Consider the following 19,628-nt stretch of genomic DNA (forward strand, 5'->3'; position numbering starts at 1 on the left):
CATTTGTCTTTTGAAATCTGCTGTGAATGTGCGTCTTTGCTTTGGCATAGTAGATCCGCTCCTAATCGTATTCTCTTCATTCTACTAGCCCTTAATTTTTCTGTCCAACTAAGTGTAGACGATCCACTTACGGTATTTTTATAACTGAAGAGATTGATGATTTTACAGTTTCAGTTTATTGGTGGTTGTACTATTTTTTAGAAGCCGTAAGACTTCTGAAAACGGAGAGATATGTTTTAATAAGTGATATCGAAAAATCTAATATATGGATTGAACTAAAAATGGAAAAAGATATAGTGGAGATAAGTAAGGTATCTGCTGATAAACCTGAAGGAAGTGGAGCAATAGAAACGAAAAAAGTGCCAAATTTAACATATCCGTATTGGAAAGAAAAAAGAGTTATTTATGAGGACTTGAAAAAAGAAGTAATAGATAAAACTAAGCTATATGTGGAAGAGTTAAAAGTATTAAATAATGAAAGTAATAAAGAAATTTTGAAAATGGAAAAATTAATTCTAGAGATTGAAAAATAAAGAGGGAATTTATATAGAATGACCGAAAGATAGCGAAACCAATGAGATTCTAGCCTAAGACTACATGAAAAAACTCTTTCCAAGCAAATAACGTGGAAAGAGTTTTTCTTATTCATCAACACACTTATCCGTGCAAAACCTTATTCAAACTTTGAGTCGTTTCATTGAGCTTTACAATACTCTCCACCATATTAGTAACTCGTTCCTGCTGCAATTCAGCGCTGGCAAGTACTTCTTCTACAGAAGCAGCGGATTGCTCCGTCACAGAGGATACTGAATTTAGTTCGTCATTAATTCGAGCAGAAGCCTCTTGCAGCTGACTATTGAGATTTTGCAGGTGAACTGCTTGCTCCATCACTTCGGTAGTGTTGAGGTCAATATTCGTGAAAAGTGCTTCAATAATATCAGTAGAAGTCGCTCCTGCCATCGATGCTTCTTTGCCTTCAGAAATACGTATGGCTGCACTGCTTACATCTTTCTGAATGGAGGACAAAATTTCGGCAATATCGGCTGATGACTGCTGGGTAGACTGGGCTAACTTACGAATTTCAGTAGCAACAACGGCAAAGCCCTGTCCATGTTCACCTGCACGTGCAGCTTCAATAGATGCGTTTAGAGAGAGCAGGTTCGTTTGTGTACTGATCTCCTGAATAGCGGTGAGAATCCCGCCAATTTTCTTGTTTTCATTATTTACTTTTTCAATTATTTGCGTTGTATCTTCGACGATTTCAGACACGAGGTGAATTAAAGAACTAAGTTCAGCAACCTGAATCTTTCCATCCCTCGTTAACTCCACGGCTTTATGAGCCCGGTCACTTGTGGTGTTTGAAGCATCAGATGTTCTTTGCACGGATTCATTTAATTCATGCATTGCAGTACTAATGTCAGATACACTACCTGCTTGAGATTCCATTCCCGTTGATATTTCTTGAAAAGCAAGCAGCACCTCATTATTAATCTTTCCTGCCATATTCGCATTTCCATTAAGCTCTGTTCCCGACGTAGTGATTACGTTAGATACTTGCCGTACTTCGGTCATGAGCAGTTCCATCTTTTGTCTTGCCTGTTCCGATTCTTGCATGCTATATCTCATATTTTTCAGCAATCGTTTTCCAATGGTGCTTTGTCCGAGAAGGGTAAGCCAAGTGACTAAATAATAAGCGTTGATACCTAGTGTATTTTCGCCAACATAGATGGCAAAGCAGAAATAGATGAGTACAGCGAGTCCAATGATTCCGTTGAGAAGCAGTGGCTTCATATCCATATAAAGAGAGGTGAGAACTAGTCCGAGCAACAGAATGACATAATCTCCGGGAGATTTACTTGCATACATGAAGGTAAAACAAATCACATTAAATCCAACAGCGACAAAATACATCGTCTGATTTATATACCACTTCTTTAGATAGAACAGGGTGCATACGGCTGCTACGGGAATGGCTGTGCACAGGATCGCGAGAATGATATCCAAACTTCGGTAACTTGCGGCGAGCCCAAGAGCAGTGCAAATCCATAACAACCTAACCATAAGTCCATTTCTTTTATGCAATTCACTTAATTCTTGCGTCATTTCTTTTTCCTCCCGCGTTAGGTGATGATTTATATTAGGGACCACTTGTTATAGAAATGTTCCTGCAACGTTTACGCGTTAGTTTCGCTCTTGTGAAAGGTTCGCCATATTCGTAGGTAAAACGAACTCTATAATAAAGGCCTATATTACTATATCGTCTAATTCACCCTCACATCTTAGTGTTAAAATTTAACTCTGCAATGAGATTTTATATAGAGGAATGAGTAATTAAAATCCTTCTATGTATGTATGCAAAAAAACACCCAGCCCATTAATTCTAAAGGGTTAGGTGTATAACGAATTATATATTTTACTGATATACTCGGACAATTCCTGCTCCTGTTACGAGTCTTGCCTCATTAGCTCCGCTGCCGAAGGTATGGTCCGGTTCAGATGACTCTGTTTGTTCGATCACTTCTCCAAGTAGTTCAAGTTTGCCAGAACCCGTTCCGGCAAGGAAGGTAAATGCTTCTGGGGTATCTGTTTGGAAAAAGATATCGCCTGCACCCGATTCGGCGTTCAGCTGACTTGTACTCACTTGTTTCATATCAAGGTTACCTGCATCCGTTTTGATCTCCATCGTTTTGGTGTTTAACCGTTCCACAGTAATATTACCGCTTTGTGTAATGAGTGAAATATGTTCATATGTTTTTTCAGGAATAATAAGCGTGAGATTGAGTTTTACATTATTTGGATTCGCACCTGTATGATTGGTATTGGCATCGATGTCACCCGGTACTCGTACCTCTGCAATCAGCGTTTGGCTGTTCGTTGACAGAACTAGTTCGGGGGCAGTCTCTGCATTTATCTCTTCATTATTTAGTGTAGCTGTAATATGGTCCGTATTCTGCTCCGTTTTGATGAAAATATTACCTGTGTAATGCTGACTTACTTCAATTGAATGAATATCTGCAGCATTTAATTCTTTGGTATACGTACTTCGTCCAGCAGCTGAAGTGGAGGGAGGATTCACAGTGTTATCCTGATTTGAATCTTGGCTTGGATGAACAGTTGTATCATTTTGAACGGAAGAGTCGTTCTGAATAGGAGAATTGTCATCATTATTCTCTTTACCGCAGGCACTAAGGAGCAGTATTGTGGCGAATAGGATAAAAAATAGTTTTTTCATATCACTTCACTCATTTCGTATGTAATTAGTTGGGACTCATTGTTTATATCTATCAATCTATACCCATAAACGACCGATTTGATTGGCTGTACCTACCTATATGCAGCTACTAAAGATAAACGCCCCGTTTTGCAAGGGTGTTTTTTTGTGGGTTTAAATTCCAAACCAACAATATAAATGTATAATAATGGAATATGAGACTGAGATCAGGAAAGGAGAGGGATCGTATGGTACAGCAGAATGAAGAGAGGCCTGAGCAGCCTGGTAAAACCATACCGAAAAAGGTTGAACCGGTAACGGTCAGTGAACTATTTACCTTGGGGCGAAAACCAGCAGAAGATTTGGTATATCTCTTGTTTTGGACTGGAATGATTGGGGTTTTATACAATGCTTTTGTATTCGGAAAATATATCTCAGTGACCTTCTCCCTCATGAATACACTTTCAAGTGATTTCTATGAAACTACGACTACAGGGGGAGATCATGTTCTTCTTGGTTTTGTTGCAGGTGCAATTGGTTTTGGTGTTCTGTTCGTCCTATGGAAAGTATGTTGTGAACTGCTGCTCCTTATATTCAAGTCTCTTCAGAAATATGTAGGATCGAATTTGAAAATGAGAGGTCTTAGTTTACTAATCATTTTGGTATTTTTGACCACGGCATGCAGTAATCACACATTACCAAAGGTAGACTCCCCAGCTGGTGAATTTCTAATAGAACAAGGTTATGAAATCATTCAGCAAGAAGACATAGTTTATGAACATAGGCTTGAAAAAAAAGACCTGACGCAACTGCCGCATCAAATGTACTGGAGTGTTCAATCTGTCGATGCTGCTTCGTATATAGGAAAAATCATTTACACCACTACGTTTTATGTTAAGAATCATCCGTTAGATCAAGCTCCCTCTAACCTTAAGGGCCAGACAATCGTATATGTAATGCAGACGGAGAATGAGGTGATTGGTGGGTACAGCCTACCTGACCTTGATGATCCTACAGATGGCTGGGTGTATTCACTAGATGGACGGACACTGGAGGAGTTCTCGGGGATGGACTTTGGAACATGGAGACAACAGTGGGACAGCAAGTACAAGTGACTACTATTAAATACGCTCTGCGTAGATGTAAAGGATGGCCTACCTATGAACCATTTGAAATTTATACCGATGAGCCAAAAGCACGCAAAAACCATCGCCACATGGACATACCCTGAACCTTATTCGCTATACAACATGGATGACGATGAAGAGACTATAGAGGAACTAACGGAGGGGAGTTACTATGCCGCACTTGATGAAGAAGAGCAACTTATCGGGTTTATTTGTATAGGAGAAGCGGCAAGGGTTCCGGGAGGATATGAAGCAGGAATTTACAATAATGAACAGCAAATCGATATAGGTTTAGGGATGAGACCTGATCTGACAGGAAACGGGCAGGGTGGATTGTTTTTAAAAGAGAGCCTTTCATTTATCCGTAATCTCTCGAATCATTCGTCATTACAGCTCGTTGTTGCCACATTCAATGAACGGGCAATGAACGGGCTATGAAAGTATATGAGCGAGCTGGATTTCGAGAGGGACAAACCTTCCTTAGCAGGGACAGGGAATTCATAGTGATGAACCAACGATAATTATAAAAAATAAAAAACTGCACCGCTTTATTAGGAGCGTCTAACATAGGGGTGCAGTTCAAGTCATTGGTGACGGGTTCACTAAATACGGCTTTCCCATAATTGAGTTCTAGTTCTTTTTAGCGGGGGAAATCTTTAAAATTCTTTCCCTCGTATTTTTGAGAAAACCATGGTGTCCGACAGCTCCCCATAGACATCCAGACTGTCTCCGCGTAGAATTCCTTCAAGGACAAAACCGTTCCGCTCGGCTACTCTCGCGCTTTTCCCATTCCTTGCATCACAGCGAATTTCGATCCGGTTAGCCGAGAGTTCACGAATTGCGTAGTTTGTTATGGCTTCTACAGCTTCACTCATATAGCCTTGACCTGCATAGGAGCTTCTAAGCCAGTAACCAATTTCAAATTTGCGAACATCCCAGTCAATCCGGTGCAGTCCGCTGCTTCCGACCAATTGTCCATTTTCTTTGGAGAATAGCATAAGTCGTAAATCGGATCGCTTCAGAAATTTCAGATGTGCCTGCCTGATATTAATTTCCGAGTTCTCGGGAGTAAGCGAGTCATTCGCAAAAGGCATCCATGGACGCAGTTCTTCCATGCTCTCCTGAACGGCTTCATAGGAGGCAGCGCCATCCCCATATTTAGGCGCTCGGATGATCAGCCTTTTACTTTCAAAGGATTCTGGAATCGTAAGCATGATCTTTTCTGTAGTTTCATGGGTCATATTACTAGCCTCCAGTGGAAAAATTTCTCATAAACATAACATGAAATGTATTTTACTGGCAATTAAATTATTTAGGAGAGTTGATAAGTTGTATAAGTACGCAATTACAAAATATAATCCTCATTTCCGCGATGAAGAGGGAAGATATCTAAAGGAAGATTGGATTGCTATTAGTGACATAGGTAAGTTGTTTGATGGTGAGATGCTGACAGCTGACCATTATATGAAAATAGAAGACAGTTATATTCAAGCCATACAGATGGTTATGGAATATATGAAAATACCATTTTTGTTGGTTAATCAAGTCGAGAGAAGTTTTTCTTACGATACTTTTATGGAAATGAATGAACGATATCGTGAACTCTATTCTAAGGAATTACTAGAAACTTATACCCATATAAAAGACTTAGATGAGCTTGATAAAGAGCAGGTGGGTTCTTTTTGTAGATTAGTTTTGCGTGAAGATATGTGGGCTAAAGTATATTATCCTAGAAGAATGAAGGTTTTTATCGGGTATGACTATCTGATGGGAGTTCATACCTCAAAGTCGATTGAGACTATAATTCCGTTAATCGAGCAACTGGGATTGTTTGTTGAAGAACACTAACCTTTTTAATAACTTGAGGGCAGGCAAAACCATGTATCAAATCAAATCACTTCATTCGTTAGATTCACCCGGTGTATTACATAACCAAAGCAAAGTAACCCACTCGCTAGTTTTCACTGGAGTAGGTTACTTTTTTTCTGAATACAATGCTAATTCAAACGCACTTTGTGCAGATCTACCTAAATACGATACGTCGCAAAAGGTTTAGCATGAATAAACGGCTCACTGATCTGATCCAGCTCAGCACCGAGATCTGAATTCATATCAATCTCAAGGCTCTTGATATTATCGTCTAGCTGCTCTGTCTTTGTCGCACCTACGATAACCGTCGATACTGCTGGGCGGTTCATGAGCCACGCAACGGATAGAGCACTTGGGGAATAGCCGTGGGAAGCGGCAAGATCACTTACCTTACGTCCAAGCTCCAAATTATGCTCTTCTAAGAACCGGTTGAAGTTCGGATCCGTCTCGGCACGGGAACCAGCTGGAGCATTGTTTTTGCTTGTATATTTCCCTGTTAGAATTCCCCCTGCAAGCGGGAAGTAAGGGATAATACCGACACCTTGGTCAAGACACATCGGTACGAGTTCAAGTTCGGGTGTACGATCTGCCAGGGAATAACTCGTCTGAGTAGATACATAGCGCACATAATTTCGCATTTCGCTAATGCCGAGTGCCTTCATGATCTCCCAAGCAGCATAGTTAGAAGCGCCGATGTAGCGTACTTTACCGGAACGTACCATGTCGTCGAGTGCCCGGAGGGTTTCTTCTAAAGGTGTATTAGGATCAAAGGTATGAATCTGATAGAGATCCACATAATCGGTTTGGAGTCGTCTCAGGCTGTTCTCCAGTTCAAGCTGCAGGTGATAGCGGGAAGATCCACGCCCGTTAGGTTTATCGTCTTTGACAAGACCTGCTTTTGTAGCGAGTACGACTTGATCTCGCTTCCCTTGCAGGGCATGTCCAATGATTCGTTCTGATTCGGTTCCTGCATAAATATTGGCTGTATCAATAAAGTTGATACCATGATCGATGGCGTGATGGAGAATACGGGCAGAGGTTTGCTCATCCGCTCTCTTACCAAAAGAATTCGTGCCAAGTCCAAGCTGAGAGACTTGAAGTCCACTTTGACCTAGATAGTTATATTTCATTAGAAAAATGCCCCTTTCAAGATCTTCGGTAGGATTAGTCAGAAATGATCTATAGACATTAAGTATATTATTTCCAGAGAACGAGAGCAAAAGAGGTAAGAAGAATAGAGGGAAATAAACCCTCATTTATAGGAGGAAGAAGCTCTTTAATAGAGTCCACTTATGAATTGATTCAGTAGATTATTGGTTTTTAGTATGGTAATGGAAAAATAGGAGGGTGTATGTATGATAATCGTAATTCCCTTACTTATTTTATTTTTAACTATGGGCATCAATTTCCTTGTGAAGTCGAAAAAGGATTCTTCAAATAAAGGCTTCTATGAATGGATAGGAATTTCTTTAATTGTAATGGTCATCTTTTTTGTTCTGCTTTCTTCCTATCAATTCATTGCTCCGGATGATCATATAGGACATTAGCAGCTACCAGCATCTTTAAGTGGAGTAATCAATATTTTGAAATGAAGAAATTCTTACAAATAAGGTAAGCCCCCGATCATTTATGACTGGGGACTTACCTATTTATTTTATATCTAGCTTGATGAATTAACCGATAAAACGTACATGTGTGATCAGACCATCTTCAACACGATAGACAGGAACAGCATACAGCAGATCTGTTCTTCCGCTATGTCCGCTGACTTCTTCATGATCAATGACATAAGGACCGTTTACAATCCGAGTCAGAATCTTCGCATGTAGCTCAGGACTTACTTCAAATGTCTTCGTATATCTAGCGCGAATCTCTTCTCTGTTCGTTTGTTGTACGTTGCCTGCAGCATCTTCAATAACACAATCAGGATGATAAGTACGGAGCAATGCTTCAATATCACGTGCATTGTAAGCTTCAAGCTGAGCATCAATAACTTGGGTGATAGACATAGGTAAGTCTCCTTTACGTATGGGAAGATGGGTGGGGAAAAGATGAGTTCATTTGTTCAGAATATAACAATTTTTACCACATCAATCAACTACTATTTTAAAGCAGTAAAGTTAGTGGCGAAAAACTTCCTAATCTTTTCATTCTTCTTCGTAGTCTCATGCTAATATGGACATTAGAGGTGTAGTGTATTAATGACATTCAGCTTTATGAAAATACTTCGCAGACATAAGGACAATAATAAGGAGCTGGATTTACTTGATCTTATCAAAAGATACCCATAAGCATATTACGATTGGACACATGACGTTATTTATTCCTGATTATGATCTGGAGCGCTACTTATTCATAACAACACTTGCGAACCAATTTGGAGTACAGACGAATACACAAGCGGGTCTTCTATTGTTAGAGAAGATTCGGGAAGAGGAAGAAGGGTTACTGAATCAAATTACCTTTGCGTATGACGAAGGGGGAATTATTGTTCATTCTAGCGAGGACCAAGCCGAGGCGATCCTTCGTGTGATTTTCTTGACGCATGACCTCATGGTTCCGCCTTATCAGATGAACCTAACTGATGAAGAAAAAAATAGTGCAATCGAGTACTGCAGAAATTGGGCTAGACCAACCCTGCAAACATGGAAGACTGGTGACGTATTTACGATCCCTTTAATGAATGAAGACTATGCATACGGACAAGTAATAGGGGAGACTGCGGAGAAGAATCCGTTATGTGCCCTTTATGAATGTTGTTCGGAAGAGGTACTGGACCCTTCTTATATCGTAACTCAGCATCCCATTGCAATCCTACCGTTAGTAGGCGACAAAATACATAATTATACCTTTCGAGTGATTGGAAATGCTCCCGTACTTGTTACCGGAGAAGGAGCCGTATCCGAATATCAAGGAGGAAAAATCAAACGTTTCTCCGATTCTTATTTTACCGAATTAGCAAATGCTTATTATAGACTTACGGATTGGGATAATTCTATACATGACTATAATACGTTGCTATTACCAGGGATCGAGGGGCCATGTGATCAGAGCCTAAGACCGGTGCCGAATACGGTTATTGATGTCATTCCCGGGGAGCGTATTGGAAAGCTCTATCTTGGGATGAGTGAGAAAGAATGCAGTGAGGTATTGGAATCTTATAGGAAAGAGCATCTAAAAGGTCTTTGGAATTATTCGCTTAATGATGTTTTTCGTATCGACTATGATCAGGAGGGAAAGATCTCCTTCATAGAGATGGTGACGGGTTACGAACCGGAACTTCTTCAAGTCCGTATCCATTTGCCGGAACAGAAGGTGGATGCTTTTCACACGAAAGCAAAGATACTGATTCCGATGATTGATAAAGTATCGCCTTATGATCGGTCCGAAGAGGATAATGGGTTTGCTTATTATTTTAAAGAGTTAGGACTGGCATTGTGGCGAGGAAATGTATTTGAAGAAGAACAGATGGAGGAAGCATGGTATAAGGAAATGTGTGCTGAAAATCAGCAGGACGAGCTGCGATTTATGTACTTTGAGACGGTCAGTGTGATGGTACCAGGTTACTATAATCAGTCCTGAAACTTGACATTAAAAAATGGAATATGGTATATAAAAGGAAGACTTAGCACTCTCTTTACTAGAGTGCTAAAATAGGTTAATGAGTCGAAGGGAGACTATTCATGGCAACGAAACAATTCCAAGCGGAATCCAAGCGTTTACTTGAAATGATGATTAACTCCATTTACACCCAGAAAGAGATTTTTTTACGGGAACTGATTTCTAACGCAAGTGATGCGATTGATAAAATGTACTATAAAGCTTTGGTGGAAGATCAACTGACTTTCCAGTCCGAAGACTACTTTATTAAAATTACGGCGGACAAAGAAAACCGCACTTTAACGATTTCCGATACAGGAATCGGGATGACACAAGAAGACCTAGAGAATAACCTCGGGATTATTGCAAACAGCGGTTCTTTTGCGTTCAAGAACGAGAACGAACTGAAGGACGGACACAATATCATTGGTCAGTTCGGGGTTGGTTTTTACTCTGCATTCATGGTGGCTGACAAGATTACCGTGATTACGAAAGCATGGGGAAGCGAGCAGGCTTACAAATGGGAGTCCGAAGGTGCAGATGGATATACCATTGAATTAGCAGAGAAAGACAGCGTAGGAACTGATATTATTCTTCACATTCGTGAGAATACAGAAGAAGATTCTTACGATGAATACCTTGAAGAGTATCGTCTTAGAACCATCATCAAGAAGTATTCTGATTTCATCCGCTATCCAATTAAGATGGATGTGAAGACTCAGAAGCCGAAAGAAGATGCAGAGAACGAGTTCGAGGAAGTTATCGAAGAACAAACCGTGAACAGCATGGTACCGATCTGGCGCAAAAATAAAAATGAGCTCACAAATGAAGATTATGAGAACTTTTATTTTGAAAAACGCTATGGTTTCGATAAGCCGCTGAAACACGTTCATATCAGTGCAGACGGTGCAGTTGTATATAATGCCATCCTGTTTATTCCGGAAAAAACACCGTTTGATTACTATACAAAAGAGTATGAAAAAGGTCTTGAACTATACTCTAACGGTGTTCTTATTATGGACAAATGCGGTGACTTGCTGCCGGATTACTTCAGCTTCGTGAAAGGGATGGTAGACTCCGAGGATCTATCACTCAACATTTCCCGTGAACTTCTGCAGCATGATCGTCAGCTGAAATTGATCGCGAAGAACATTAAGAACAAAATCAAATCCGCACTTCAATCCATGATGAAGGATGAGCGCGATAATTACGTGAAGTTCTATGAGTCCTTCGGCAGACAGCTGAAATTCGGTGTATATAACGACTACGGTATGAATAAGGGCGATATTCAAGATCTGCTCCTGTTCTACTCTTCTAAAGAGAAGAAGCTTGTGAGCCTGGCTGAATACGTATCCCGTATGCCGGAAGATCAGAAGTATATCTACTACGCAACAGGTGAGTCTGTAGAACGTATTGACCGCTTGCCGCAAACGGAGCTTGTAGCCGATAAAGGATACGAGATTCTGTACTTCACAGATGATGTGGATGAGTTCGCAATCAAGATGCTTCAGAACTACCAGGAGAAAGAGTTCCGTTCTGTATCGAGCGGTGATCTTGGATTTGAAGCGGATGCGAATGAGCAGGAAGCGGAAGCGAAGGAAAATGAGAACAAAGAATTGTTCGAACAAATGCAAGAACTGCTTGGCGGTAAAGTGAAGAAAGTCAAAGCTTCCAAACGTCTGAAATCTCATCCGGTTTGCTTGTCAGCTGACGGGGAAATCACGATTGAGATGGAAAAAGTGCTGAATGCAATGCCAAATGCAGATGGACAGCAAGTGAAAGCTGATAAAGTGCTGGAAATCAACGCAAATCATGAAGTGTTCAACTCACTCAAACAAGCATTTGAGAATGATAAAGAGAAGTTTGCTGTGTACACAAGCGTACTGTACAATCAAGCACTTCTAATTGAAGGCTTGCAGGTTGAAGACCCTGTTGCTTTCACTAATGATATTTGCAAAATTATGGCGTAAAAGACTTAACGATGTAGTGGAGCATATTAAAAAAGCCCAGTCCGATAGGACTGGGCTTTTTTCTTTTGATGAAAACTAATTACTCGTAGTAGCAAAAAAATAGATCAGGAAGATAGCAATATAAATAACAAGTATAATAGCCATCCATAGTAAGGACGCTTTTGCATAATTGGCTTTGCTTGGATTTGTAACCCTTCCAAAAGCCCAAACAAATAACAGCACAATATTGACAATAGGTATAGCTAAAAGGAATATCGTTAGCATCCAACTTTTTACACTTATAGCAGGGCCCTTTGGAGCACCCACCTTTTCTGGTGTAACGTATGAATCATTATTCAGCATCTTTAAATCTCCTAACTTATGTAATTTATCTGTATATGAATCAGTTCAAAGTATAGCATATTACAACAAACCCCAGTCCTTTATAGGACTGGGGTTTCTCATTTAGTTAAAACTAATTACTCCCAACCGCAAAAAATGCGATAACGAAGATTAAAATATAAATAACAATCCCGATAGCCATCCATAGTAAGGATGCTTTCGCATAATTGGACTTGTTTGGGTTGGTACTGCTGCTAAAAGCCCAAATAAATAAAAATATGAGGTTCACGAGAGGGATAGCCATCAGAAAAGTAACAAGCATCCAACTTTTCACACTTATAACAGGGGCCTCTGGAGAATCAAACTTTTTCGGTGTAACATAAGGATCATTATCTAACATTTTTCTTCATCTCCTAACTTATGTAGTTTACTGTGTATGAATTAATTTCATACTTTTTAAAAGTTACAATGAAATCAATCCGTTATATAAAATACCACTTACTTGCAAAATTTGGAAATACTTTTCACTGATTTTATTTTAACCTCAGGGTATGTTCTCCTGATGCAGTATGAAAAATAAGATGTTTTCTATCTTTCCACGTAGGGTCATTCATTCCAAGCACATCTTCAGCGGAGTCGTAACGTCTAAAATCCATATAACTGTAACGGTTGTTGAGTTCTTTCAATAGGAGTCCCCCCAGCATGGACTGATAAAAGTCATAAGAATACATGGTTTCTCCTAGACTAGTTGCGGAGTATTTAATTACTACAGCTTCATTTCCGATCGGCGAGCGGATGGTTTTATAATGTGCGTCATCGATTGCATGGCTGAAGTACAGAATGAGAAAAACAATAATAACTCCAGGCACAAATGCAGCAACAATGGTATAAATTTTAGCTATGATTCCCATGGACAACAGCATAATACTGTTGAAAATAAACATGGATAATACCAGACTATCCGGTGGAAATAGGCGGAGATAATAGCCCAGGCTATGTAGTACAATAAGCAGCACATCTATACCAATAAGTATTGAAATTATTGTACAAGTCATCTTACGAGTCAAAGGAGAGGATGTGCCCTCCGTCTTATGGTCTTGCTCTATATCTTGCATGTGATCGTTCTGATGATTCATTTTTGCTGCTTTATACTCCAGATGATCTCGTTCGTTCATAAAACCCAGCACCCTTCGCTGTAATAACATGATCTTAAGATATAAACAATAAATAACATAAAATGGTTACACCAAAATTACATAGCTGTTTCATCTGTTTAGAGCATGAATATGAGAGTGCCGCGTAAAACAACGACAAAAAGACCGCACAGATTAGTGCGGTCTTTTGTATTTGAATGACTACTTAAAATATAAATTAATCCTTTTTGTTCGGATCAGGAAGGTCACGAGGGTTCCAGTTCTCCGCTTGAGGCTCAATATCCTCATGTTTTTTCACTTTCTCCTGCTGCTCAGGGGAATTGTTTTTGTTATCCTCTTGATTACGTACTTTATCTCCTGTTTGTTGTTGCATCTGAATTACCTCCTTAGAATGAGTAACGTTGACTTCGGTATAATAATAGATACCCGATTAGACAGTACTCAAACATTAATGGCAGCTTACTTAGAAGGGCATCATTTGTTATGTTTGCTAAGCTGCTTAAGGTGAAGGTCAAAAGCTTTCATAACCCAAAGATGAAGTGTGGCCTGAGAGTATTTATAGATAAACCAAGGTAATGAAGGTACATAATCGTGAATCGCTACGATACATTCTCTCGAGTTTGGCAACTGTAAAAATTCAAGTCTCCCCTTATGAATTTCCCGCTTATTAACCAAGATTCCGCCTGAAATTCGGTACGAAGCATGAGATGGACTGCTTTTCGTTTTATCATAGGTTAGTTCGAGGATTGGAACTTTTGCAGCCCTAAGAAAAATGCGGACAATCTGATCTTCACTTCTTGTAATCCGAATGAACGGTTTTGTAATACGTGACAGCCACTCTATGTAATAGTGCAGAACCCACTGTGCATTTTTCCCTTCCGGTAAACAGAGCCGCTGTACGGATCTCACATCTGATTTCATTGATTTTTTCGCTAAACCCGTAATTGGATAAGGAGAAATGGACGGACCATCGAACTGCTCTACCCAAAAGGCAGTAACAGGTACACCCGATGAGCCTAAGATTTGCTCTACTTCAAGTCTGCTTCGCAAGTGACGGGGTACGTCTTTGTTTTCTACCTCCGCCGGGTCCATTCCGCTGACATATACGATTTTTTTCACGTTGTTCCGCTGGGCTGCTCTGGCAAAATGCCCTGCCAAGATCGCATCCATATCCTCAGAGCTGCCCTGAGTCAGTTTGGCAGAAGAGTACATGGATTGACTGAGATAGATAGCATAGTCTGCTCCTCGTAGTGCTTCTTCAACATCGTCATAGGAGAAAAAGTCACAAGCACGCCAAGTGACATGCTCTGTATCTTTGTGTTGGTCAGCTCGCCGGGATAAGGCGATGATGTCGTAATTCTTTTGAAGTTCGGTCATTAGATACTGGACGATATTTCCCGATGCGCCGGTAAGGGCAATGATGGGACGATAATTCTCTTCTTGATCCATTGGATTCTTTCTCCTTTGTTATTCTCATATAGATCTCAGGTGCTTGATTATAACCTGTGAGGGCCAAGTCTTAGTGAGAAAAAATTCTTGCCTAACTGTTGATTTCAGCGATCCCTCTGTTTTCATCTAACTTCCTATTAACTGTATAAAAAGCGTGAGATTGCTTATTCTAAAGAGAATTCATCAACAGGAATTTAAGCTAATATTAAGATATTTGCGACCGTAATATTAAGGTTTCTGGTTTATAATGCTATTTAATCTTAGATTTTAGAATATTTAAAGAGGTGTGAATGCAGCATGTCCAGAGAAGCAATCTTACTTGTTGATGATGAAAAGGAAATTATTGAACTTATTGAAATTTATTTAAAGAATGAAGGATACATAATATTTAAGGCATTCAATGGGGTGGAGGCCCTCGAAATCCTGCGCAATAACCCAGTTGATTTAATTATTCTTGATGTCATGATGCCACAGATGGACGGAATTCAAGCATGCATGAAAATACGAGAAAAAAACAATACTCCCATTATCATGTTATCTGCAAAAAGTCAGGATATGGATAAAATTTCAGGCCTGAGCATCGGTGCGGATGATTATGTTACCAAGCCTTTTAACCCGCTCGAACTGGTTGCCCGGGTTAAATCACAGCTCCGTCGGTACAAGATGCTCAATAACCGCAGTGATTCGGGCGAGGATGAGATCGTGATTGACGATCTTGTGATTAATACGGCTACGCATACCGTGACGGTGGGGGATCAGGAAGTGAAGCTGACGCCCCGCGAATTTGATATTTTAAAGCTTCTGGCCGTTAATCAGGGAATTGTTCTAAGCATGGACAAAATATACGAGGAAGTCTGGAACGAGCCGTTCATGGACTCAAAAAATACGGTCATGGTACATATCCGTAAGCTCCGCGAAAAAATCGAAAAGGATACGCAGCATCCCGCTTATATTAAAACGGTTTGGGGCATCGGCTACAAAATGAGATCTGCAAAGGAGATGTAAGGGATATGAATACCAAAGTATACATCAGTATTCGTTGGAAATTCCTTGCCATATTTCTTGGATGCATGGGACTCACACTGCTGTTCGTGCTGCTTGGAGGGTTGCTCGCTTCCTATGTTATCAAACTGAGCCCCTATAACGTGCCCCTAGCGTGGATCATCAACCATGTTGGATCTCAAAATACCATCCTTATTTTTGGAACAGCTTTTTTCATCACTTTATATATTTTTGCGACCCGTCCGCTTGTCTTACGTGCGAAGGAGCTTGCAAGCGTTCTTGAGGAGATGGCGGACGGACGGCTTCATACGACTGTAAAGGTGAAGGCTTCTGATGAACTGGGTACAATCGCAGGAAACATCAACAGCGTGTCTGAACAGATTCATACGTATCTGGAGGAGATTAATCAAGGGCTTGCGAAAATCGCTAAGGGGAATTTTGACCACGAGATTCCGGTTAGAGAAAAACATGAGCTTGGCCTGATTGCACAGAGTATCAACGCGATGAGCGAACAGCTGAACCGTTCCATTCAAGAAGAGCGAAACGCGGAGAAAACGAAGAACGATTTAATTACTGGTGTTTCCCACGACCTTCGAACCCCGCTTACTTCCATACTCGGATTCTTAGAAATTATTGATAAAGATCGTTATACCAATGAGGTGGAACTTCGCTATTACATGAATATCGCCTATGAAAAATCACTTAGCCTCAAAAAACTCATCGATGATCTATTTGAATATACCCGTATTAACAACGGCATGCCTCTTCATTTACGTGAACTGGATGTAACAGGACTCATTGAGCAGCTGGCTGAGGAATTCGTTCCGAGTCTGGAGCAGGCGAATATGACCATTCGAACACATGTACCGGATCATCGGGTGATGATCAAGGCAGACGGCGACCAACTTGTGCGAGCATACGAAAACCTCATTTCTAACGCGATTAAGTACGCAAGCAGCGGTAAATATATAGACATTTATATTGAAAAAGAAGATGGACAGGTTGTTGTACGCATCTGTAACTATGGAGAACCTATTCCGAAGAGGGACCTTCCTTATATCTTTGAACGTTTTTACCGCGTCGAACAGTCTCGTTCGAAAGAAACGGGTGGAACTGGCCTGGGACTTGCGATCACAAAGAGTATCTTCGATGTGCATGGGGGCGAAATCTCCGTAGAAAGCTCGCCTAGACAAACGGTGTTTGAGACTCGACTGCCCATTTTGGAATAGCCTAAGGTCTGTTTTAAATAAATCAATGAAAAACTTAAGAGTTTGTTAAGCATTTAGATAAGAACCGTTAAGAAGTGTCTTGTAGTCTTGACTTTAACAAGAGGAAAACAAGCAATGGCGAAAGCTGCTGCCTCTGACATATTTACTTCAGGAAGGAGCAAGACTGACGAATGGACACGATGGCGTCGAAGATGCTTACACATAAAAAAACACTGCTTATCACGATGATCGTATTGATCTTCGCACTGGCTGCTTTTTTAAGACTCGACTTTCTCGTCTCGGTCAATCATAAAGTATCGCATGATACAGTGAATTACGACATTATGGTTCGGCAGCTGCTGGAAGATGGAATTTATGCTTATAAGGATACGGAGCCAAACGCCCAGGTTACGCCGGGTTATCCGCTTTTTATGGCGGCAGTTTATAAGATGGTTGATTATCAGAATAATGATCCTTTTCCGTACATTCGATATATCCAGGTTGGTATTAGCCTTGTTACCCTGGGGCTGATTTATTCCATTGCCCGAAAACTGGCGGGCCAAACGGTTTCGATCATTGTGCTGCTTATAAGCGCTGTATATCCTCCGTTCATTTGGAGTAATGGCGCGGTGCTCACGGAGGTGCTGGCATGCTTTTTCTTAATGCTGTATATCCGTCTGCAGCTTTCTACGTTTGAGAAGAAAACACGAACCCTCGCTCTGCTTAGCGGTGCTGCAATGGGACTGCTTGTGCTTACGCGTCCGGAATTTTTAATTCTAATCCCAGCGGTTTATGTGTTTTATTACTTTTGGAAAAAGAACTTTAAGTTCACGCTGAAATTACTGCTGTTCACCTGCATTGGTACGGGGGTTGTTCTCTCGCCTTGGGTGATCCGCAACATCGTGACTCTGAACGAGGTCGTTATTGCCTCTACACAGGTCAATCCCTTTGCGGCGGGTACTTATCCAGATAAAAACTATGATGATGGACTAGTTGACCGTCACGGTAAGACCCAAATGGAGGTCGCAAAAGAGCGGCTGAAGGTCGGCTTTACTGAACACACATGGACATTTGTAAAATGGTATACCGTTGGAAAACTAAAATACATCTACTCGAATATGTATTTTGGCAGCGGTCATACCCCGATATACAGTGTGCTTCCAAGTCCGCTCGGCAGTATGCTTCATTTAGCACTTGTCTATTTTTGTCCGGTCGCTTTGATTGCTGCTGTTCGAAAGTGGAGAAAGCCGTTCACGCTGTTAACGCTGATCCTCGTGGTCATGACGGTGACACGTTTAGCATTTGTACCGGAATATCGGTATAACTACACCTCAATGCCGCTTATTATTATGCTGAATACGGTGGTCGGCGTCGCTATCATACGCTGGTTTTGGAATAAATACGTAAGACCCTCACATTCACAGAAAGGAGCTGTTATCTATGACGAATCGACCAACCATTCATAATTCTTCGCTCAAAGTGCTTGTCATTGTTCCTGCTTATAACGAGGCGGAAGGCATTGGGCAAGTGATCCACCAGATTCGTCAAGATATCCCTTATGTGGACGTGCTGGTCATCAATGACGGATCAAGTGACGACACCAGCCGGATTGCCAAAGCAGCAGGCGCGAGCGTTATCGATTTGACCTGTAATCTTGGCATCGGCGGAGCTGTGCAAACGGGTTACCGCTATGCTGCTGAACATCATTACGATTATGCGGTGCAGATTGATGGCGATGGACAACATAATCCGAGTGATCTCAATCGGCTTCTGGATGCGATACTCGAGACGGGAGCTGACATGGTCATTGGTTCTCGCTTTATTACAAAAGAAGGGTTTCAGTCGACCTTTGCCCGCAAAATGGGCATCGGTCTGCTATCCGCCCTTTTGACTCGGCTCACTGGGCAGTCCGTTACCGACCCAACTTCAGGTTATCGCTTCTGCGGAAAACGAGCCATTTCTCTGTTCGCTCGCGAGTATCCGACCGACTACCCAGAAGTAGAGGCACTGATGCTTTTGTATAACCGAGAACTCACCTTTACTGAGATTCCTGTCATCATGAAGGAACGTCAAGGCGGCGTATCAAGCATATCGGCGATGAGATCCGTGTACTATATGTCCAAGGTGATCCTATCTGTCTTACTCATGAAAACCATGAAAAAGAGAGCGTGGGAACATAGCTATGAATCTTAATGTTTACTTCGTTAGCTTTTGTATAAGCTTAGCATTTGCCACTACGATTCTATATTTAATTCGCAAGCGAAAATTAAAGGAGCAGTATGCACTGCTTTGGCTTTTGATGAGCGCGATCATGATGATTTTATCTTTATTTCCGTCCATTTTGGATGGGCTGGCGGTACGAATTGGTATTTTCTATGCTCCGTCGCTGCTTTATCTGCTGAGTGTAGTTGCTATACTATTCATTCTGTTGCACCTGACGATCACTGTATCCTCCCTTACGAACCGGGTCGTCATATTGACGCAAACACTGGGGCTTACGGAGGAACGTATTCAAAAGCTGGAGAAGCAGGTCGAAAAAGCAGCAGAGGCACAGGGGTTAACTATAGCTGAAGATGAGGAGCAAGGGATAGCCATACCGGACTTCTCACAATCCCCCGGGCTGTCTCTGAAACACTCGAATGACCAAGTTTGCCCCTCATCTCTAGACCGTGATATTGTTCCCCCTCATGATTCAAGCAGGGAGGAGATCCGATAAT

At 41.1% G+C, this 19,628-nt stretch carries 22 protein-coding genes; 12 read left to right on the forward strand and 10 right to left on the reverse strand.

Annotated features, from left to right (window positions below):
• The first annotated feature begins 185 nt into the window (after window positions 1-185).
• Window positions 186-533 carry a hypothetical protein gene (locus KJS58_RS20255; RefSeq protein ID WP_213535268.1) on the forward strand — a complete coding sequence of 116 codons (348 nt, stop codon included), beginning with the start codon at window positions 186-188 and terminating at the stop codon, window positions 531-533.
• 124 nt (window positions 534-657) lie between these two features.
• Here KJS58_RS20255 and KJS58_RS20260 read toward each other — a convergent pair whose 3' ends face one another.
• Together KJS58_RS20260 and KJS58_RS20265 are read right to left on the reverse strand one after the other, a co-directional pair.
• Window positions 658-2,103 carry a methyl-accepting chemotaxis protein gene (locus KJS58_RS20260; protein WP_213535269.1) on the reverse strand — a complete coding sequence of 482 codons (1,446 nt, stop codon included), beginning with the start codon at window positions 2,101-2,103 and terminating at the stop codon, window positions 658-660.
• Between the two features lie 310 nt (window positions 2,104-2,413).
• The gene (locus KJS58_RS20265; RefSeq protein WP_213535270.1) at window positions 2,414-3,232 is read right to left on the reverse strand and encodes a DUF4097 family beta strand repeat-containing protein; all 819 of its coding nucleotides are present in this window, start codon (window positions 3,230-3,232) and stop codon (window positions 2,414-2,416) included.
• 227 nt (window positions 3,233-3,459) lie between these two features.
• Here KJS58_RS20265 and KJS58_RS20270 point away from each other — a divergent pair, with 227 nt between their 5' ends.
• A complete protein-coding gene (locus tag KJS58_RS20270; RefSeq protein ID WP_213535272.1) occupies window positions 3,460-4,326 on the forward strand; it encodes a hypothetical protein in 867 nt (288 codons plus the stop codon).
• A 45-nt stretch (window positions 4,327-4,371) separates the two neighbouring features.
• The gene (locus KJS58_RS20275; RefSeq protein WP_249717692.1) at window positions 4,372-4,776 is read left to right on the forward strand and encodes a GNAT family N-acetyltransferase; all 405 of its coding nucleotides are present in this window, start codon (window positions 4,372-4,374) and stop codon (window positions 4,774-4,776) included.
• A 218-nt stretch (window positions 4,777-4,994) separates the two neighbouring features.
• Here the strand turns inward: KJS58_RS20275 and KJS58_RS20280 are convergent, their stop codons facing one another.
• Window positions 4,995-5,579, reverse strand: a complete 585-nt coding sequence (locus tag KJS58_RS20280) for a GNAT family N-acetyltransferase (RefSeq protein WP_213535274.1) — start codon at window positions 5,577-5,579, stop codon at window positions 4,995-4,997.
• Between the two features lie 40 nt (window positions 5,580-5,619).
• Here KJS58_RS20280 and KJS58_RS20285 point away from each other — a divergent pair, with 40 nt between their 5' ends.
• Entirely contained in the window at window positions 5,620-6,186 is a 567-nt protein-coding gene (locus KJS58_RS20285) for a hypothetical protein (RefSeq protein ID WP_213535275.1), read from the forward strand.
• A 179-nt stretch (window positions 6,187-6,365) separates the two neighbouring features.
• On the opposite strand, the gene KJS58_RS20290 is transcribed toward KJS58_RS20285, so the two are convergent.
• Complete coding sequence (locus tag KJS58_RS20290) at window positions 6,366-7,337, reverse strand: aldo/keto reductase (protein WP_213535276.1); 972 nt, start codon at window positions 7,335-7,337, stop codon at window positions 6,366-6,368.
• 225 nt (window positions 7,338-7,562) lie between these two features.
• Here KJS58_RS20290 and KJS58_RS20295 point away from each other — a divergent pair, with 225 nt between their 5' ends.
• Window positions 7,563-7,754: a hypothetical protein gene (locus KJS58_RS20295; RefSeq protein ID WP_213535278.1), complete on the forward strand. Its 192-nt coding sequence runs from the start codon at window positions 7,563-7,565 to the stop codon at window positions 7,752-7,754.
• 126 nt (window positions 7,755-7,880) lie between these two features.
• Here KJS58_RS20295 and KJS58_RS20300 read toward each other — a convergent pair whose 3' ends face one another.
• Window positions 7,881-8,216 (reverse strand): nuclear transport factor 2 family protein, encoded by a 336-nt coding sequence (locus tag KJS58_RS20300; protein WP_213535279.1) that lies wholly within the window; start codon window positions 8,214-8,216, stop codon window positions 7,881-7,883.
• Window positions 8,217-8,472: 256 nt separating this feature from the next.
• Between KJS58_RS20300 and KJS58_RS20305 the strand changes: the two genes are divergently transcribed.
• Both KJS58_RS20305 and htpG read left to right on the forward strand, forming a co-directional pair.
• Window positions 8,473-9,789 carry an Imm26 family immunity protein gene (locus KJS58_RS20305; RefSeq protein WP_213535280.1) on the forward strand — a complete coding sequence of 439 codons (1,317 nt, stop codon included), beginning with the start codon at window positions 8,473-8,475 and terminating at the stop codon, window positions 9,787-9,789.
• A 101-nt stretch (window positions 9,790-9,890) separates the two neighbouring features.
• On the forward strand, window positions 9,891-11,777 hold the full coding sequence (htpG, locus tag KJS58_RS20310; RefSeq protein WP_213535282.1) for a molecular chaperone HtpG: 1,887 nt from the start codon (window positions 9,891-9,893) through the stop codon (window positions 11,775-11,777).
• Window positions 11,778-11,852: 75 nt separating this feature from the next.
• Here htpG and KJS58_RS20315 read toward each other — a convergent pair whose 3' ends face one another.
• From KJS58_RS20315 to KJS58_RS20335, 5 genes are all read right to left on the reverse strand, one after another.
• A complete protein-coding gene (locus tag KJS58_RS20315) occupies window positions 11,853-12,119 on the reverse strand; it encodes a hypothetical protein (protein WP_249717695.1) in 267 nt (88 codons plus the stop codon).
• A 112-nt stretch (window positions 12,120-12,231) separates the two neighbouring features.
• Window positions 12,232-12,498, reverse strand: coding sequence for a hypothetical protein (locus KJS58_RS20320; RefSeq protein WP_213535283.1), 267 nt, complete (start codon window positions 12,496-12,498; stop codon window positions 12,232-12,234).
• Between the two features lie 133 nt (window positions 12,499-12,631).
• A complete protein-coding gene (locus KJS58_RS20325) occupies window positions 12,632-13,273 on the reverse strand; it encodes a hypothetical protein (protein ID WP_213535285.1) in 642 nt (213 codons plus the stop codon).
• Between the two features lie 196 nt (window positions 13,274-13,469).
• Window positions 13,470-13,625, reverse strand: a complete 156-nt coding sequence (locus KJS58_RS20330; RefSeq protein ID WP_213535286.1) for a hypothetical protein — start codon at window positions 13,623-13,625, stop codon at window positions 13,470-13,472.
• A gap of 101 nt (window positions 13,626-13,726) precedes the next feature.
• Window positions 13,727-14,701, reverse strand: a complete 975-nt coding sequence (locus KJS58_RS20335; protein WP_213535287.1) for an NAD(P)H-binding protein — start codon at window positions 14,699-14,701, stop codon at window positions 13,727-13,729.
• 297 nt (window positions 14,702-14,998) lie between these two features.
• Here KJS58_RS20335 and KJS58_RS20340 point away from each other — a divergent pair, with 297 nt between their 5' ends.
• The 5 genes from KJS58_RS20340 to KJS58_RS20360 all read left to right on the forward strand — a co-directional run bounded on the left by KJS58_RS20340 (window position 14,999) and on the right by KJS58_RS20360 (window position 19,627).
• Window positions 14,999-15,706, forward strand: coding sequence for a response regulator transcription factor (locus KJS58_RS20340; protein ID WP_213535288.1), 708 nt, complete (start codon window positions 14,999-15,001; stop codon window positions 15,704-15,706).
• A gap of 5 nt (window positions 15,707-15,711) precedes the next feature.
• Window positions 15,712-16,932: a sensor histidine kinase gene (locus KJS58_RS20345; protein ID WP_213535290.1), complete on the forward strand. Its 1,221-nt coding sequence runs from the start codon at window positions 15,712-15,714 to the stop codon at window positions 16,930-16,932.
• 170 nt (window positions 16,933-17,102) lie between these two features.
• Window positions 17,103-18,377 carry an ArnT family glycosyltransferase gene (locus KJS58_RS20350; protein ID WP_249717697.1) on the forward strand — a complete coding sequence of 425 codons (1,275 nt, stop codon included), beginning with the start codon at window positions 17,103-17,105 and terminating at the stop codon, window positions 18,375-18,377.
• Complete coding sequence (locus KJS58_RS20355) at window positions 18,352-19,104, forward strand: glycosyltransferase family 2 protein (RefSeq protein WP_213535291.1); 753 nt, start codon at window positions 18,352-18,354, stop codon at window positions 19,102-19,104. Before KJS58_RS20350 ends, KJS58_RS20355 begins: the two co-directional genes overlap by 26 nt.
• Window positions 19,094-19,627, forward strand: coding sequence for a DUF2304 domain-containing protein (locus tag KJS58_RS20360; RefSeq protein WP_213535292.1), 534 nt, complete (start codon window positions 19,094-19,096; stop codon window positions 19,625-19,627). The genes KJS58_RS20355 and KJS58_RS20360 overlap by 11 nt, the downstream gene beginning before the upstream one ends.
• Window position 19,628: the final 1 nt, after the last annotated feature.

The organism is Paenibacillus sp. J45TS6 (assembly GCF_018403285.1).
Classification (GTDB): domain Bacteria; phylum Bacillota; class Bacilli; order Paenibacillales; family Paenibacillaceae; genus Paenibacillus.